Annotated in this window: 17 protein-coding genes, 4 tRNA genes and 2 pseudogenes; 14 read left to right on the top strand and 9 right to left on the bottom strand. The window is 61.6% G+C overall.

Annotation, left to right across the window (positions count from 1 at the left end; translation table 11 throughout):
* Positions 1-859: pseudogene (locus A9W99_RS08040) on the top strand (hypothetical protein); the annotation flags it as partial.
* Here the strand turns inward: A9W99_RS08040 and A9W99_RS08035 are convergent.
* The gene (locus tag A9W99_RS08035) at positions 860-1150 is read right to left on the bottom strand and encodes a hypothetical protein (RefSeq protein ID WP_067375582.1); all 291 of its coding nucleotides are present in this window, start codon (positions 1148-1150) and stop codon (positions 860-862) included.
* 102 nt (positions 1151-1252) lie between these two features.
* Here A9W99_RS08035 and A9W99_RS08030 point away from each other — a divergent pair.
* Positions 1253-2033: pseudogene (locus A9W99_RS08030) on the top strand (alpha/beta hydrolase).
* 18 nt (positions 2034-2051) lie between these two features.
* Here A9W99_RS08030 and A9W99_RS25950 read toward each other — a convergent pair.
* Together A9W99_RS25950 and A9W99_RS08025 are read right to left on the bottom strand one after the other, a co-directional pair.
* On the bottom strand, positions 2052-2372 hold the full coding sequence (locus A9W99_RS25950) for a hypothetical protein (RefSeq protein ID WP_082929896.1): 321 nt from the start codon (positions 2370-2372) through the stop codon (positions 2052-2054).
* Positions 2373-2658: 286 nt separating this feature from the next.
* Positions 2659-2730, bottom strand: a tRNA-Val gene (locus tag A9W99_RS08025).
* Between the two features lie 180 nt (positions 2731-2910).
* On the opposite strand from A9W99_RS08025, the gene A9W99_RS08020 reads away from it, so the two are divergent.
* From A9W99_RS08020 to A9W99_RS08005, 4 genes are all read left to right on the top strand, one after another.
* Positions 2911-2983, top strand: a tRNA-Gly gene (locus tag A9W99_RS08020).
* A 28-nt stretch (positions 2984-3011) separates the two neighbouring features.
* Positions 3012-3082, top strand: a tRNA-Cys gene (locus A9W99_RS08015).
* A gap of 14 nt (positions 3083-3096) precedes the next feature.
* Positions 3097-3171: transfer RNA gene (locus tag A9W99_RS08010), tRNA-Val, on the top strand.
* Positions 3172-3415: 244 nt separating this feature from the next.
* Positions 3416-3613 (top strand): hypothetical protein, encoded by a 198-nt coding sequence (locus A9W99_RS08005; protein WP_067375539.1) that lies wholly within the window; start codon positions 3416-3418, stop codon positions 3611-3613.
* A gap of 840 nt (positions 3614-4453) precedes the next feature.
* On the opposite strand, the gene A9W99_RS08000 is transcribed toward A9W99_RS08005, so the two are convergent.
* On the bottom strand, positions 4454-6451 hold the full coding sequence (locus A9W99_RS08000; RefSeq protein WP_067375537.1) for a serine/threonine-protein kinase: 1998 nt from the start codon (positions 6449-6451) through the stop codon (positions 4454-4456).
* A 568-nt stretch (positions 6452-7019) separates the two neighbouring features.
* Between A9W99_RS08000 and A9W99_RS26475 the strand changes: the two genes are divergently transcribed.
* Positions 7020-7352, top strand: a complete 333-nt coding sequence (locus tag A9W99_RS26475; protein WP_156623007.1) for a hypothetical protein — start codon at positions 7020-7022, stop codon at positions 7350-7352.
* Positions 7349-7621, top strand: a complete 273-nt coding sequence (locus A9W99_RS26470; protein WP_156623006.1) for a hypothetical protein — start codon at positions 7349-7351, stop codon at positions 7619-7621. Before A9W99_RS26475 ends, A9W99_RS26470 begins: the two co-directional genes overlap by 4 nt.
* Before the next feature lie 689 nt (positions 7622-8310).
* On the opposite strand, the gene A9W99_RS07995 is transcribed toward A9W99_RS26470, so the two are convergent.
* Together A9W99_RS07995 and A9W99_RS07990 are read right to left on the bottom strand one after the other, a co-directional pair.
* Complete coding sequence (locus tag A9W99_RS07995) at positions 8311-8508, bottom strand: hypothetical protein (protein ID WP_067375535.1); 198 nt, start codon at positions 8506-8508, stop codon at positions 8311-8313.
* Between the two features lie 97 nt (positions 8509-8605).
* Complete coding sequence (locus A9W99_RS07990) at positions 8606-8845, bottom strand: hypothetical protein (RefSeq protein WP_067375533.1); 240 nt, start codon at positions 8843-8845, stop codon at positions 8606-8608.
* Positions 8846-9961: 1116 nt separating this feature from the next.
* Here A9W99_RS07990 and A9W99_RS07985 point away from each other — a divergent pair.
* Both A9W99_RS07985 and A9W99_RS27715 read left to right on the top strand, forming a co-directional pair.
* The gene (locus tag A9W99_RS07985; RefSeq protein ID WP_067375531.1) at positions 9962-10450 is read left to right on the top strand and encodes a hypothetical protein; all 489 of its coding nucleotides are present in this window, start codon (positions 9962-9964) and stop codon (positions 10448-10450) included.
* Between the two features lie 77 nt (positions 10451-10527).
* Positions 10528-10965, top strand: coding sequence for a hypothetical protein (locus A9W99_RS27715; RefSeq protein ID WP_082929895.1), 438 nt, complete (start codon positions 10528-10530; stop codon positions 10963-10965).
* On the opposite strand, the gene A9W99_RS27710 is transcribed toward A9W99_RS27715, so the two are convergent.
* On the bottom strand, positions 10966-11235 hold the full coding sequence (locus A9W99_RS27710; protein ID WP_082929894.1) for a DUF2510 domain-containing protein: 270 nt from the start codon (positions 11233-11235) through the stop codon (positions 10966-10968).
* A 984-nt stretch (positions 11236-12219) separates the two neighbouring features.
* On the opposite strand from A9W99_RS27710, the gene A9W99_RS07980 reads away from it, so the two are divergent.
* Positions 12220-12609 carry a nuclear transport factor 2 family protein gene (locus tag A9W99_RS07980; protein WP_067375529.1) on the top strand — a complete coding sequence of 130 codons (390 nt, stop codon included), beginning with the start codon at positions 12220-12222 and terminating at the stop codon, positions 12607-12609.
* Positions 12610-12685: 76 nt separating this feature from the next.
* On the opposite strand, the gene A9W99_RS26465 is transcribed toward A9W99_RS07980, so the two are convergent.
* Entirely contained in the window at positions 12686-12838 is a 153-nt protein-coding gene (locus tag A9W99_RS26465) for a hypothetical protein (RefSeq protein ID WP_156623005.1), read from the bottom strand.
* A gap of 74 nt (positions 12839-12912) precedes the next feature.
* Between A9W99_RS26465 and A9W99_RS07975 the strand changes: the two genes are divergently transcribed.
* Both A9W99_RS07975 and A9W99_RS26460 read left to right on the top strand, forming a co-directional pair.
* On the top strand, positions 12913-13305 hold the full coding sequence (locus A9W99_RS07975; RefSeq protein WP_067375527.1) for a nuclear transport factor 2 family protein: 393 nt from the start codon (positions 12913-12915) through the stop codon (positions 13303-13305).
* Positions 13306-14053: 748 nt separating this feature from the next.
* On the top strand, positions 14054-14200 hold the full coding sequence (locus A9W99_RS26460) for a hypothetical protein (RefSeq protein ID WP_156623004.1): 147 nt from the start codon (positions 14054-14056) through the stop codon (positions 14198-14200).
* A gap of 597 nt (positions 14201-14797) precedes the next feature.
* Here A9W99_RS26460 and A9W99_RS26785 read toward each other — a convergent pair.
* The gene (locus tag A9W99_RS26785) at positions 14798-14941 is read right to left on the bottom strand and encodes a DUF1508 domain-containing protein (RefSeq protein ID WP_172828830.1); all 144 of its coding nucleotides are present in this window, start codon (positions 14939-14941) and stop codon (positions 14798-14800) included.
* A gap of 682 nt (positions 14942-15623) precedes the next feature.
* Here A9W99_RS26785 and A9W99_RS25925 point away from each other — a divergent pair.
* Positions 15624-15929, top strand: coding sequence for a hypothetical protein (locus A9W99_RS25925; RefSeq protein ID WP_082929893.1), 306 nt, complete (start codon positions 15624-15626; stop codon positions 15927-15929).
* Positions 15930-15997: the final 68 nt, after the last annotated feature.

Here is a 15997-nt window from a genome sequence, read left to right as displayed (position 1 = left end):
CCCCCCCCCCCCCCCCCCCGCGCGGCGCCCCCCCCCCCGGGGCGCCCGGCGCCCCCCCCCCCCCCCCCCCCCCCGCCCCCCCCCGGCCGAGCTGGCCGCCGCCGACACGCCTCTGCCGGGCCAACCGCCGCATGAGCCAACCGTCATCGACAAGCATCCCCAGGCGATCGCGGTCAAATACCTGCGAGCCGATGGTCGAAAGGTCGTGGAGAGTTTCGCCGCGCACGGACGCTACGTGCTGTACCAAACCGTATCGGCCGGTGAGGGCCCAGGCGTGGGCAAGTCTCCTGAGGCCATGCTGCTGCTCTGCCTGGACCTGCAGGAGAAGCAGATTGACCGGTTCGTTCCGACCGATCCGGCCAACCTCGGTTCGCTGCCACTGGATCCCTCCGGGCGAATGCTGGCCGGCACTCTGACGCGCGAAGGCGTCGCGCTGCCGGTCAACGTCGGTGTATGGCAGCCCGCAGGCTGGCTGCATTTCGCCGACGACCCGCGGGGTACGGCTGCCGCACTCCAAGCCGCCGGAGTCGACTACGTCAGTCAGCGCCTGGCAACCGTCTACCAAACCACGAATGCCGATGCCGCGCAGCGTCTGATGAGTTTCCTCACCGGACTGGTCGGCCACGGTAGCGGTATTCAACCCCTGCGCAACCGCGTACCAGGTTTTCCCGATGCCAAGTGCTTCCGTAGGACCGGCTCGCCGCTACCTGCGGACTCACCCGCCACCTGGCGAATGATGCAGTGGCAGTTCAAGTGTGTGGCCACAGCCGACCGCTATGCCTACACCGTCTTCTCCGAGACCGAGAAGGACGTCATGCAGCAGGCGTCGGCGCAATACCGCATTCTCGCCGGCAAATAACTACAGGTATGACAACGTGGCGGTTCCGTGGGTTTGCGCATCGTCGGCGATCAGCTCACTTAGCTTGCGCTGCAACGTGGCTGAGGCATCGCCTACACGTTTGTCACAATGACGGCAGTGCGTTTTGAAGCGCCCCTGCTCGTCTTCTTGCGGCCAGAATTGACGCGGCCCGACGGCTGCTCCGGGGTCGTACTGGGCCGCCTGATGCGCGGCCTCCTTCAGGACGCGGCCGACGGAGTGCTGCTGTGGGCATTCGAGTTGCAAAATGCCAATACCTTCGTTGGTGCCCATCGCCACCCTCCTCAGCGGGGTCGTGCTCATATCGCCCCCCGATTGTGCCTTGCGGGTCATGATGAGCACGTACGTGGACCGACTTTGAATCGAGGGTGGCGCATGCTCGAGGTGATCGACAAGGGAGCTGTCACCGAATCGCATCCTGCCCCGCTGCTATTCGTACACGGCGCCTGGCACGCCGCGTGTGTTGGGATGAGCATTTTCTGGACTTCTTCGCCGACAAAGGATTTCGTGCCGTCGCGGTGAGCCTGCGCGGCTATGGGGCCAGCAGCCTGTCGCAACGTTTGAACTCAGTTTCCGTCGCCGACTACGTCGACGATGTTCGCGGCACGGTGGAGATGCTCGGCTCCGAGCCCGTGCTCATCGGGCATTCTCTGGGCGGCTTGGTGGTGCAGAAGTATCTCGAGAACCGCCGCTCCCCGGCCGCGGTCCTGCTGGCGTCCTACCCGCCACAGCGCAGGCTGCGGATGGCGATCGCGTTTCGCGTGATACGCAGTCACCCGTGGCTGACCATCCGGGCCAACCTGGTCGGGACTACGGCCGATCTGGTCAACACCGTACAGCTTGCCCGCGAAAACTGTTCTGCGCAGGGACCCCTGCGTCGACGGTCGAGTCTTGTGCCGCACGGCTGCAGCCGGTGAGTGGGCGCGCCACCGGAGTGCTTCTCCGAGTGAGGCCGTCGCGTGTGACGACTCCAGTCCTGGTTCTCGACGGCGAGAGCGATGCAACGGTCACCAACGACGAGGTGCGCGCAACGGCCCGTGCCTACCGAACTCACGCCGGCTTCTTTCCCGATATGGGCCACAACATGATGCTCGAACCCGGATGGCAGGCCGTCGCCGAAAGAATCGAGGGCTGGCTCGCGGGCCAGGGCCTGTAGGGCTTGTCTTAGCCGAGCTCAGTCGTCGATATGCGACGGCGGATCGGTGAAGCCGGGATCCGCAGGGTGCTGATCAGGACCCATCACATCGCAGCGCTTCTCTGGCATTAGGAAGGTACTCATGCCGCTAGGCACCAGAGTGGTAAATGCCACGCAACGTTGCCAAGTGCCATCCGGCTGGACTGGTCCATCGCACTTGCTCAAAACGGGTCCTCCGTACAGGCAGCCCGCGTTAGCCGGCGGCGCCGCGGCGATCAGCCCTCCTGCGATCAGCGCGGCTCCCAGGCAGGCGAAGAAAGCGGCGGTCCTCGAGAGCGACGTGATCTTGCATGCAGTCATTGCGTCTCCCTTGTTACTGCTGCTCGATCATCCCATCGCGGGGAGACTGGCACACCGTCTTTGCCGGCCCCGACCAGTAGGACCCACCGACTGAGGCTGCGAACCGTTCCGATCGGGTTTCCCTGGCGATTTCGCTCGCATTGATGGTTTGTCCTCCTGCGCTTGCCTTTTGAGGTGATACGGAAGGCGGAGAACTCAGGAGCCGGCGGTTGGGCGACGTCACAACGGGATGGCGGGAAATTTGCTTTGAAGGGCTAGATACCGTACTTCACCTGCACGAACTGGGTGGTCCCGGCTGGGATCGAACCAGCGACCTTCCGCGTGTGAAGCGGACGCTCTCCCACTGAGCCACGGGACCGCCGCCGAGAGGCGAACGAGGTCGAAGAGTAGCACGATGCCTTGTCCGCTGGACGCGCTGCATGACGCACCGCCGGGTGCGCGGTAGCGTAGACATGCACTGCACCAAGAGATTTGTGTGTGCCCGCTCACTTGGACTATCGTCGTGCTTCGCACCGGGCGACGATCTCGTCCGTTGCGCGCGGATGTAGCGCAGTTGGTAGCGCATCACCTTGCCAAGGTGAGGGTCGCGGGTTCGAATCCCGTCATCCGCTCGAAGGTGCAAGTGGCATCAACCCCAGCGGTGGAGTGGCCGAGTGGTGAGGCAACGGCCTGCAAAGCCGTGCACACGGGTTCGATTCCCGTCTCCACCTCCGAATTCGACTCAGCGCGATTAGCTCAGCGGGAGAGCGCTTCCCTGACACGGAAGAGGTCACTGGTTCAATCCCAGTATCGCGCACCAACATTTATGCAGCTCATATATGGTATCTAGATTAGCTTTACAAATTGTCAAGACAATACCAGGACAATGGAGCAGGCTGAACCCACCAGAAAGGGGTTCACCACCATGTCCACCACAACCAACCCCTACCCGGGGCATCACACCGCCGGCCAGCGCCGCCGAGGTCGACGATTGGCAGAACTGGGGTAACAAGTTCCGTCTGGTCTTCACCGCTGACCGGCACGTCACCGGCCACGGGGCGACGGTGCGCGGGTGCGCCCTACAGTTCCCGACGGCCACATCGACGACGGCAACCCTCGACGAGGCACCCGCCGTCAATATCCGCAGCGACGTCAATCTGACCACCGACCAGGCGCGGGAACTGGCGGCGCTGATCGTCGCCACCGCCGACGAGCTGGACGGGTGTGGGCCGGGCGGCAAGCGCGGCAGTAGCGCGAGATAAGCGCAAACTGTCGTAAGAACTGTCGTACAGGGTTAGATGCGCCGTCAGGCCAAGAGGTCGGCGAGGGGATGCGCTGCGTCGACTATCGCCGCGGCGGTTGCGATGGCCTTAATCGCCTTCAACAGTGATTTCATCCCAGCGCCTACCTGCTCTGCTGCGACCGTGGATGGCGACATTGCGCTTCGAAATTAGGTCGTCCTTCACATTAGCGGGTAGCAGACCGGGCTTGAGCGACTCCAGAAGGTCGTTCATTAGCCCAAGGCTGTCGTAGCGATCGATTATCGCTTTTTCACGGCTTCCTCAGTGTTGACCTCATCAAGGCGCCTGCCGACAAAAACGTTCATCGCGATCTCGGCGGCAGTCCCAGCGTCGAGAATCGCCCGACGGATAGCCTATGCGCTGCCGCGGTACTCACATCGGGAATTGTGAAATCTGTCAGTCGAACGGTTTCAACTCGCAGTGGCGCCCTTTAGCTGACGCACGGTCCCGAGTATGCAGCGGCCCCGTCTAAGTCGTCTGAGGCTGGGTTACTAGGGCACTGTCCACGTCGGCCCTCTAGCCCTTTCACGACGGATGCCGCAAAGTGGCGCCGAGTTCGCGGTACTCGACGGCACCGACCAATTCGGGATGGACCCACCGCGCGTAAGCACCTATGTCCGAAGGGATTTCGGGGAAAGAGGAACTGTTGTGCTGCTAGACAAGCTGGCTTCGGCGTCGGGGCGGGGTTGTCGCTGCATCTGTCGCTGGTCAAGTCGATGACCGAGAACGGCGGCGGTTAATTGGTCAAGTGGGTATTTTGGCGGCGGTATGACCCGCGCTAGGCGTCGGCTCTCTTTTTAATTAGTCGCCGGTGCGTTCATATTTCACTTCTTGGTCGTATGAGCCCGCACAGGTAGTGCTGCCGGTTACCTGCGTGTGTCCGTGGCCAGTTAACAACCTGATCGGGTCTTGCGATGGCTGCGGAAGCGGAAATACCCAATCGGTTTTAGTTGGAAAAGATCCATGGCCGGCGCATGGTGCTTGACTATCAGAGTTATAAACCCATTTTCCGTCCGCGAAGAAATAATGGCGCGACCCGTCACTGTGTTCGTAGCTGACGCAACGTTCGCCCGTCCGAAGGCAGTAGGTCTCAACACTCGTATCCCACGAGACTGTGGTCCTCTTGGGCGAAGTTGTCGTGCCACGGTAACGGCCGTGCCACGCGGCGGCCGGGGACGCAACGCGCACCGGTTGGCTGGCTGGATCCGGAAGGCTGTTCAGGTCGACGTCTCCGATCCGGGTGAAGGTGATGGTACGGTCAGTCTCGCAATTCGGGGGTCCTATTGCACGATATTGGCCGGCCACCGTTCCGTCGGGGCGTGGTGCCAGCGTGATGACCGTCCAGTATTCGCCCGGGATACATCCGTCAAAGCCCGTCACGCCCGGTGGGAACGACGCCACTGAGGCCGTACTTGCCCCACGCCACTGTCCGCCAACATCGTCCAACACGAACACCGACTGCAGGGTAGGTCCACCCGTCGCGGTCGCAATTGCCACGCAGCGGTCGGACTGGCATACCGAACGCACAGCCCACTGCCCGGTTGACGGGGTTCCTCCTTCATCCGGATTCCCATCGGTAGCTGAGGGGCCGAAGTCGGCGCGGTACACGCCGGTGAAGGGCCCGGTGTTCGGCCGTGCGGCGTTGGTTGGGCTGGCGGGTGGCCGGTTGTCACGTTGAGTGTCATTGGTGGACACCATCGTCAGGACGACGATGATAGTTGCGATCACCGCTGCCCCACCTGCCAATGCGATCCAGCGCCGCCGTCGGCTTCTGAGGTCACCGCTTGGCGCACCCGACAATTTTGGAGGTGCGGTGTCACCGCTAGTTGGATCGAACTGGGTAGGGGCTGAGGATGATGCGAACGCGGAAATGCGCAGAGCATCCTGCTGTGAGCCGGGCTGGCTGGGAAGAGCGTCATTGTGCTCCGCCTGGTGCACCGGCTCGGTGGCTGGGATGCGCGTCGGACTGGGGGCCGGTCGCCCAATGGGGACGGTGATCGCCTCGGTTGCTGCGTTGGCTAACTCAACGGTGGTCGCATACCGCTCGTCGGGGTCCTTGGCCATGCCGGTGGCGATGACGTCGTCTACCTGAGCGGGTACCTCTGGCCGACTAATGGAGGGTCGAGGTGGCGGCGAAGTCAGGTGTGCGGCAACCAGGCGTGCCATCGTGTCACCTTCAAACGGCGGCGCTCCGGCAAGGCATTCATACAAGACACACGCCAGTGAATAGATGTCAACGCGCGCATCCTCCGCTCGTCCTTCTAGACGTTCGGGGGCGATGTAGGCGAAGGTGCCGATCGTGTTACCGGTCTTCGTCAGCCGCGTGTCATCGGCGCCGCGAGCGATGCCGAAATCAATCAAATAAGCGAAGTCGCGGTCGTCGAGCAAGATGTTGGAGGGCTTGATGTCGCGGTGAATAAGCCCGATTTCATGGGCGGCATGCAAGGCTTCGGCGACCTGGCCGATGATGCGGGCCGCGCGGGCGGGTTCCAGCGGACCGTCGGACAGCACGCTGGCCAGGTCGCGGCCTTTGATCAGTCGCATGCTTACGAATAGCCGGCCGTCTATCTCGCCGTAGTCGTATATCGGAACCACATGGGGAGTTTCTAACCGTGCCGCGGCATGAGCCTCGCGCCGGAATCGCTGCTGAAAGTCTTCGTCCTGGGACAGCTTCGCGGTTAGGACTTTGATGGCAACGACCCGGTCGATAACTGTGTCGCGGGCGCGCCACACCTCGCCCATGCCGCCCTCGCCGATCATCTCGACCAGCCGGTACCGTCCGAATTCCACCTCGTCCATGGCAGGGCCTTCCGCCATCCACCCAGGTGGCAAATGCTACCGACCCCAGCGGGGGGTTCGTGTGGGTTTGGTATGAGTCGACCGCGCTCCGGAAAGCCTGGCCCCTACGTTTCTCGCAGCGCATCCGTTGCGTCTATCGGCGGCAGCGGCGTGCCGCGCTCCGGAGGCGCACGGCGAAGCGCCGCCACCCCGTCGCAGCGAGGAGCTGATGGTGTCAGTGTCGGCTGTGCGCGGAGCATATGGTTGTTCGCCTCCATAGCATTTCACCACTGTTAGGCCAATTGCCTGCACTCGTACGGACGCACGCGATAAACCCCCGGTCATAACTCACCCATGTGATTAAAGGAGCATTCCAAATACGTTACGAAGGAAGAAAATCGACCAATCTGGCGATTGATGTCTCTAAAGTTACCTTGCAGGTTCCCTTCAGCTGCCGCTGGGGGGTTCCACGTATGTAAGCCGTTGAATCGTCACCCGGTTTGCGTCCGATTCTCTTTTGGTTGGGGGGCCGCAAGCGAGGCTTGGACCTAGCTAGGTTGCTCGAAGCCGTAGAAGGGATCCAGGAAGCATGTTGTATGCAACGGGCTGGCCGACGGAGATATGGGCCGTAGAATACACGGATATTCGCGACGGGCGCATTGTGGACGTCATGAAAAATTTCGATGCCGCTCAACTGTTTATCGAGTACATGAACAGGAACTATTGGGCGGAGCCGATCCTCCTTCGCAGCCCGGCGAGCTTCTTCCCTGCACGCCCGATTGACGACACGTCACCAGTGGATTCGCAAACCTCAGCAAACGACCATCCGGACGAGCCAAAGGCTCGGACTTTTTTTGGCAATCGACGACGCAAGTGGTACAACCACAGCGTATTTCGCAACTCAGGTAGTGAAAGGCGTTGAACGACAAGGTTTTACAGCCAATTGTGACCGCATTGCCCAGGGACGCCGCGGCGCTGAAGATATGCGGGCGCGCGGGCGCTGGCGCGGAGGGCCTGCTCGTTCAATTTCGTGACTCGGCCGAACAGCTTTTGGGCGGGCTATGCGCGCATTTCTCCGACCGGCTCGGATCAAATCGAGGCCACCCGGATCGGCCGACCTGCGGTAATGCGGTGTACCGGCATCAAATCGATGCCAAATGGCATCAAATCGATGCGAGTCATACCCTCTGAGCTGCGACGATGCAACGCGCTATATGGCAATTTATCAGGCGGCCCAAAGGCTTCCGCCCAGGTACGGCCGACCATGCTGGCCCGACAAACTTTGAATAGCACCCTTAACCCAACCCGCTTCGCGGGGGAGGTAGCTCGCGTTAAGGAGCGGGTTGGGTTCCCTTCGGAAGACAAGCCCCCTTCGGGGGGTGACTAGGCTCGCGTAGCGAGCGGGCTGGGAATCCCTTCGGGAAATGAGCCCCCTTAGGGGGGCGACTAGCTCGCGTAGCCGAGCGGGTTGCTAAACGTTGGCCGCTGGCGTCGGCCCGTTGATGGCGGGACGGTGCTATATCAGCGCGTCGGATGCAGCTTGCATTTCGCGAACTTGTGCCCCTCAGGCCGCCGTAAACCCCGTCTGGCAGGACCAGACACATGGCGTTCGATTCCTCGGCAAGAAAGCCGCGGCTTATCGCCTTCTTCATCTCGTTCTGGATCACATGCTTGTCTTTGTGGAGCGCTTCGGGCAGCGACGACATGCCATCCAACGCAAATGTTGCATGCCGTTCTTCGTGTGAGAACTGCAGGCCAGCGCGACGATGCGCAACCATATTGACAACTCTGGGTCATTAGCACGCGCTTGCCAGAATCTGTGCAGGTGAATCCCGCCGGCATTGCCCCGGCTCATCTCTTCCTGATATTCGTTGCGTCGATTATCGCTGTTCGTCAATCGCTATCGCCTTCTCTGCCTTGCGGCTGCACTGGCCTGTGATTGCCTGGATCGCATCAAGCAATTCGGCGAGTTCATCGGGCGCCAACATAATCCGGCTGGCGCCCTGGTGAATGGTCACTCCGTTGTCGCGACGGAGGGCCGCGTACGTGGCAATGCCCCGGCCCTTATCGATCTTCACGCCACCGGGCACCCCGTCTGGGCATCAATCAACCTGTCCAGTGCCCGCATTAGCCCCATAAAGGCCACTGGTTGGCGCTGTAACGCAAGTTCGGCCTCTACGGGATCATTCCGCACAGCTCGACAATTCGGAGCGCCAGAGCGACTTTGGCGGCCTTGTTTTGAATGGCGGCCGGGTCGATACCGCGATCCTCTAGGGCCTCGATGATCTTGCGTGCCTGCTGATTCTTCGCGCGGCATCTGCGGTCACGGTCGCGGTCGCATTGCCGACACCCGCCATTCGGCAGAACGTCCAGCGGCCCATTGAGTTGGTGGCCGCGGCTGCATTCTTGGAACATTGTTCCCCTTTACACATGAGTCATAGGTTTTGGGCATAATTCAGCCCGGCAAATTCTGGTCCGTTTGGGACCGGGTGAGCGTCCGCGCGAAAGTGAACTTTATTTCCCCCCTTCGCTGCAGGGCGTTTAGGCCCCTGACCTCGCATTTCTGCGATTCTGTGACACAATTTCCTTGCTGCACGCCTTGCACACGGGGCGCAGGCCGTCTTTAGCGTCGGCCTTAGGGGAAAGTACTCCCGCCGTTTAGCTAGCCGCAGCGAGTGCAGATTTTACGCGGGCCATACTTATTAACGCCAAGAGGAGGAATTTCTTTTTCATCTTCTAGCGCTGGTTCTGAATCGTCATCGACGGGCTGCATAAGGCTCCGTCGCTTTACGAGCCGGTCATTCCGGCTGATGTCGATTTCTGCATCCAGAGTGGCATCAACATAGTCAATATCATCGGCGTCGGTGAGAATCTGGAAGGCCGAATCAATCGTGTCCCAGTCGTTGGACGGGTCCTAGTGCTGCAGTACATCCGCGGAGATCAAGCCATGCTCATATTTCGCCTTTTCCAAGTCGCGGGCGAGACTCCGTTTGGTGTCCCGCACGCTTGCGGCGAGTAGTTTATTAGCCTCGGCTTCAGCTCTTTATCCCGGCCACGTTTAACGCTCACCGCGCGGCCCGTTTCAAGAGGTCGTCGCGGACGGCTAGGAGTTCATGAACCGTTAGCTCGTGCAGCAATTTTCCGGTCGTTACGGAGGCTATCGAGAGTGGTACCGATGAAGAGATCCGCAGCATGGTCGATCTGATAGGCCAACGCTCTGATCTGGTTACGCAGGGGCGACCCTTCGGGCCGCCCGATCACCGCACACCCCCCACGGGACGGCCCAGCGCGAGTACCGAGTCGCGATCGAGGCGGATTAGTCGCGGACCCAGGCGACGCCCCTTGATTCGCCAGCTGATAACCAACGGCGCACAGTGCGCTCGTCCACGCCGTACCAGACGGCCACTTCACGTATCGATGGATGTGCCGAGAGTCCCGGCGTGTTATGTCTCTGCATGTCATCTAGTGTGACGGCCGCTCCATCATTTGCCCCAGTTCTGGCGGCGCGAATTCCGTTGCGGGAAGTAGGCTTTGACGCCTACCCACTGTGCCGGTACCTGCGGTTACGGTCCGCCGGCCCACTTCGCCGATTTTGCGGTAGAGGCGAAGTACGACGGCCAGCGGGGCCTAGCGATAGTCGACGGCGAACAGGTGGCCCTGCTGAGCCGCAACCGCGCCGACATCACCCGGACGTTTCCAGAAATCGCTGCGGCTCTGCCCACGGCTGTCGGGCAGCGAAGCGTGATCCTCGACGGCGAAATCGTCGCCCTAGACGATGACGGTGTTCCTTGCTTTAGCCGCCTGCAGCGGCGGTGGCCCCAGAACCGGCGACCCAGCGCGGAGTTGCTGCGCCAAGTGCCCGTCCGATTCTTCGTGTTCGACGTTCTCCAATACGACGGCAAGGACACATCACCCGTAAGCCATATGCGTCCCGGCGCGAACGACTCAGGGACATCGCATCCAGTAGTAGAAGTCGCGTCGTTCAATTTGCTGGAAGTTGGACCGATGTCGACCCGATGACGGTGCTCGCGGCTAGCGCGGAGCTAAGGCTGGAAGGCATCGTGTGCAAGCACCTTGACTCCGCGTAGACGCCGGGGCTGCGGTCACGGCACTGGATCAAGACACCGCACCGGATACGGTGCGACTTTCTCATCGGTGGATGGCTACCGGGCGTCGGCGTTAACCGGCACACGGTAGGCGCTTTGCTCGTCGGCGCACACACGACCGAAGGTCAACTTCAGTTCTGCGGAGTGGTCGGCGCCGGCCTCAGCGATGCAGAGCGACGACGACTCATCAAGTGCCTAGAGCCGCTACGGCGCAGCACCTCCCCTTTCACCGAAATTCCCTGGGACATAGGCCCTTACGCGCGGTGGGTCCACGCCGAATTGGTGGGGGCCGTCGAGTACCGGGAGTTCGGCGTCACACTGAGGCACCCGTCGTGGAAGGGACTCAGGGCCGATATGGACAGCGCTCTAGTCACTCTGCAGCCAAGTAACAGTCTGCTGACTTCAAGGCGCCCAACAATGAAGAAATGACTATGTGTGAGGTTGAGTCTGTGCGGTCCAAACTCGACCATCGTAGTATCGCATCAAACTCGGATCGTTTTGATCTGGGTACCATCCAGGAGTTAAACCCCCGCTCGTGGCAGGAGGCGGCTGGCGCACAACTGGCTGCTCTACCACAGTGGCATCCCTGACAGTCGCATCCCTCGGTCCCGCCACAGCTCGGACGACGGCAATAACTACCGCAATGATCACGACGAGGATCAATATCCATACAAGAGTGTTAAGAGCGCCGGACAGCATAGGACCTGCACCTCCTGTGGCAGTCTGGTTCGACGCCGTCTAAATACCCTGGGCACCGTGCAGTCAAACGAAGATCCGCACTGCGTCTAAGCTCCGTCTAAGAATCGCTGTTTGGCTAACAGTGTTCTGTGGTATTGCGCCTTTATGCGATCACCGCGCGCGAACCCGAACGAGATGACCCGGACCGAAGTTATGTTCGGCGACGAGGTCAGGGTCTGCCCCGCGTGCGGCTATCCCACGCTCGGTCCCAATGTGTGCTTTTTCTGCCGTCCTCTCGTGGCGACAGCACACCCCCCATTCCCCCGCTCCCTGGCGGAGCCGACCAAGCCAGCATCAGAAGCTTCAGTCATCATTCGCACGACCGCCAGGCCCCCTCGGGAGTCGCGCACCGAGGCAGAACGTAGCTTTTCCAGCAGCACTGACAACACCTTTGCCGCGGCCGGCTGACTGGAAACTGCCTTCGGGTTATCCGAGATTCGCGCCAGGGCGAGCGCGGCCGCGGCGAGGCCGGGACGAGCCTCAGCTTGTCTCGCAATCTCGGCCTCGACGCCCAACTCCAAGGTTCCAGCATCAGATGGTGCTGGTCGGCCACCGTCTGGGAGGCCCTGCGCTGACGGAAGTACATGCGGTTCGACTCACTGCAGTCGTCGCAACGACAGCCGTTAACGTAACACCTACGTGTGCCATGCCGTGCCATCATTAAATTCCAAAGATGTTGTATTTCAATGTAATTCGTCCGCATTGTGCCTGAAGAGCCTTGCCAGGCGTGTTACTTTCGTTTTGGTTGGCGAAAAACGGGACGAGCCGGAGGCTGGTCCGGATGGTCGTTTGTCAGGGATTGCATAACCCGCTCACGGATGGGTCTCAGCGCTAAAGGCAACTGTCTTTGACGAAAGCGCGAGACTGACCGACCTCCGGCTCTTACGCTTCTGGCAAACCAGACAAGACTCCGACATTTCTGCCGGACTAAAGAAAGCCCTACGCATGGTCGAATCAGCCGAGTCTGCCGTTCGGAACTTTCACGCCGCGTGGGTGCGTTGGGACGTCGACGAACTCATTGGCTTCTTCACCGAGGATGCTGTCTGGACGGATGGTCACAACGAACCTCTTAAGGGTGTTGATGCCATCAGAGCGCAACTTCAAGTAGTCGCAGCGTTGGTACCAAGTACGACAGCTGACATCAATGGTCTCCTCGCCAGCGGCAGCACGGTGATGGTCGAACGTGTCGATATTTTCGAGTTCAAGGATGAGGCCTTTGTAATCGAAGCTGCGGCCGTCTTCGAAGTTGACGGCAACGGACGCATTGCGCGCTGGCGCGACTACTACGACTCCCGGGGGCTTCAGGACCGCATCCTTGCTTTGCTCGCCGCGTAACGAGAACGAGCAGCGAGAAGTGCTCGCCTTTCGCTAGCGACTCTTTCAACCCACCGTGAGCGTTCCCATTCCTGGGCTACTTTCTCAGGGACGGTGAGCGTCTGGCCCTGCGGCTACCCGCGACCTGCTCGGCCACGACTCGCCAATCCCAGCGGATGTTCACGCCGGCCACATCGGCCAGGCTCCATGCGACCGCAAGAGCATCAAGTTCGCTGATCTCATAGCCCACGATTGAAAGTGTGCTTGCACTGGCGGGGTGAGGCTTAGTCTGCCACTGCCGCTATCCGAGAGGAGTTTCAACCAATGAGCGAGTCAGCGGAGTCAGTCATACGCAACTACTTAGCCGCCATGGAGAAGTCTGACGCCGATACGCTGGCCAGCTACTTCAGCGACGACGCCGTCTTCATCGATGGTCCACGAGGGATCCACGAGGGTATCGATGCCATCAGGACAGAAATGCAATCGATGGCGATGCTCTCCAGCTTCAGCGTCGAGATAAGGGCTCTGGTCGCGAGTGGTGGCACCGTGATGACCGAGCGAGTGGACACGTTTGGAATCCAAGGCAAAACGTTCGACTTAGAAGTCGTGGCGGTGATTGAAGTCGACGGCGATAACCGAATCAAACGCTGGCGAGACTATTACGACCTCAGGTCCCTAGAAGAGCGCATGGCCGCTGCGTTTGCGCAGCCGAGCTGACAGATTCGAGTGGGGCGGCTGATGGGGCACGCCTGGTGAGCATCCACGTCACCGCATGGGCATCCGAATAGCAGAACTACGCTGTCGGTCGCTTGCTGGGACCAGCGCGGCCGCCCAGATTGTGGATCTAAAGTTATAGCCACCATGAACGTCTGCAGCATCTCTCGCTCGGCCTTTTTGACGTCGCTGCATTCGCCGAAGCGCACCCAGGTCTGATTCAAATCGGTCAAGCATCTGACGGGCCAACCCCCGGCATGAGGTGATCGGGCGCCGAGGCGCTTGCCGTAGAACTGGTTCAGCCTCGTCCTCAATGAGGCCGGCCATGCCTACGTAGACGGCTGGTTCGTCTGGCAGCCACATCGAGGCAAGTCGTCGGGCCAGTGCTTCTGGTGAGGGGCGCTCTCCGTCGACAGGGAGCTCGGGCCGCGTATCCAAGAGTTGTCGCGCAGACGGCTCGTCGATAAGGCCAGGACCGATAACCAACGCTGCGGGATCAGCGGTTCGAGCGATCACGTACATGCCGGGCACGTCAGACGGAAGATGGGCGCGCCAAGGCACGGCTTTAAGTCGGACCACACCGGCGGCGTCGAACAAGGCGTCAACCGTCGATGCCATTTCGGCAACATAAAGCAGGCGCGATGGGCGCTGTGCTCGGTCGCCATTGCGGTTACCCCTCGACGACTGCGAACGGAAACGCCGGGAGGCATCGCCGCGCCGTTAGCTCTGAAAAGCGGGTACCCGACGCAGCATGACTGAGAAGAAGCAGGACCGCGAAGATCAGGCCCGCAAGGCCGCCGATGAGGTGAAGCGGCGGGAGGAGGACCGCGTACATGGGGACGACCCGGACGTGAGGCCGAGCCAGAACGAGAAGCAGAGACAACTGAAGAACCCATGACTCTGGTGAGAGTCGCTAGCTGTGCCGCCGCCTCGGCGTCATGTGGCCCCAAGGTTCCGGTGGAGGAAGGAAGCCTAGCCGAATGACTCGACAAGGTGGTTGAGGCCATTAAGAACGCCAACGAACGACTGAAATCCCTATAAGCTCGGCACATGCGTTTCGGGCAACCGTTGGCCGGATTCGCCGTCGCTGGTGCGCTGGGCGTGGCCGCCTTCGGTATTGGCGCCGGCGTGGCACGCGCGGACCCACCGGCCCCTCCGCCATGGCCGGGGGACCCAGGGCCATCCGCACCGCCGTGGGGGTCTAGGTCGCCACTGCCTGAACTGTTAGGGCCGGGGTCGCCACTGCCCGAACTGTTAGGGCCGGGGTCGCCACTAACCGAACTGTTAGGGCCGGGGTCCCCGCTGCCCGAACTGATGGGGCCAGGGTCACCGCTGCCGGAACTAATGGGGCCGGGGTCACCGCTGCCCCAGCGGTGGGGACCACCCCTGGAGTCCGGTCTGCGTCCGCCACCATTGGGCTAGCAACCGGGGAAGCTATGGCGCGGCCCATTGCGGGCAGGCCGAACGGCGCGAGCGGACCGGAAGTTGTGACGCGCTAACCGGTGTTGTCCGCCACCGTGGCACCGGTGGCGTCGGTCCGCACCGAATTGATGTCGGTCTCCGCGGCAGCCTTTGTCTTGTAACGCTCGCCGCGTTCTTGCAACGGCACCCGCCGTCGCATGCCGCGCCTTCCTGCCATTGCTCCATCAATATTGTTGTGCCTCAAGGTAATTCGCGTGCAAAGAATGCGCGAAAGGCTGGTGTTACTTGCAACTTGCTTGGCGAAATCGGTACGAGCCGAAGGCTGGTCCGGATGGTCATCTGGTGATATTTGCATCCCCTCGCCGACCACCGAAACTTCGAGGAGCGGCCACCTTATGGCTTTGGGCTCATGGCGGGGCAGTCTGCGCGCCAACAGGCCGGGTTGGGCCTGACTCCCTCGTTGGCGACTGACACCACGAGAGCCACGCCGAGGAAAACCACCAGTGGCACGAAAACGAGTGGGTACGCGGCGATCGCGGCAAAGGCGATGAGCGTGCCCGGCACTACCACCGCCATTGCGGCCGCTGGATGCCGATCGCTTAGGGCGGCAAGCCTTGCCGGCGCCGCTAGCGCCGACCCGACCCATGGATGTCGATCCGGCCATCTACCGTACGAGCTACGGGTTTCTAGGCCGCAACCCCAGCAGGTTTGTCCGCTCACCCGCTCATGATGTCACCGCGTCGGGCAGCCCACCACAGCATCGAGACTCCGGTCAGGTAGCTCTTGCGGTGGCCCGCAGAACCCAGCGGGATCTCTCTGTCCGACCCTCCACAGAGGTGCCGAGGGCATAAGCTCAAGCAATCCGAATTGGGGACGGGTCCTTCTGAGGAGGTCCTGCGATGACGAGGTTCGTTCGCCGTCTGGCCGCTGGTGTCGCGATCACGCTAGTTCCGATGGCCCCTGTGACAGTCGCGGCGGCGGGAGTCGCCTCGGCGGAGTGCGACCCAAACTGGTCGCACAACCCCTTGACCAACGAGTGCAAACCGCCACCGCCGCCGCCGGCATGGTGGACTCCCCCGCCGGAGTATGCGCCGAGGTACGCGCCAGAGTCGGTGCCGCCGCCCCCGCCACCGCCGCCGTGGGCACAGTCGCTGCGCCCGGTGTGGGACGGGGGTCATCAGCAGTGGGTCTGGGTGGGGATCTAGCCGAGGCGACCGCATCGCACCGGCTTGCGCCGCGGTGGTCGAGGCCGCCTGAAGAGTCCATACATCGG

This window comes from Mycobacterium sp. 1164966.3 (assembly GCF_001665395.1).
Taxonomy (GTDB): Bacteria; Actinomycetota; Actinomycetes; order Mycobacteriales; family Mycobacteriaceae; genus Mycobacterium.
Note: the sequence above shows the minus strand (reverse complement) of the source record. Positions and strands in the feature narration are given on the sequence as shown.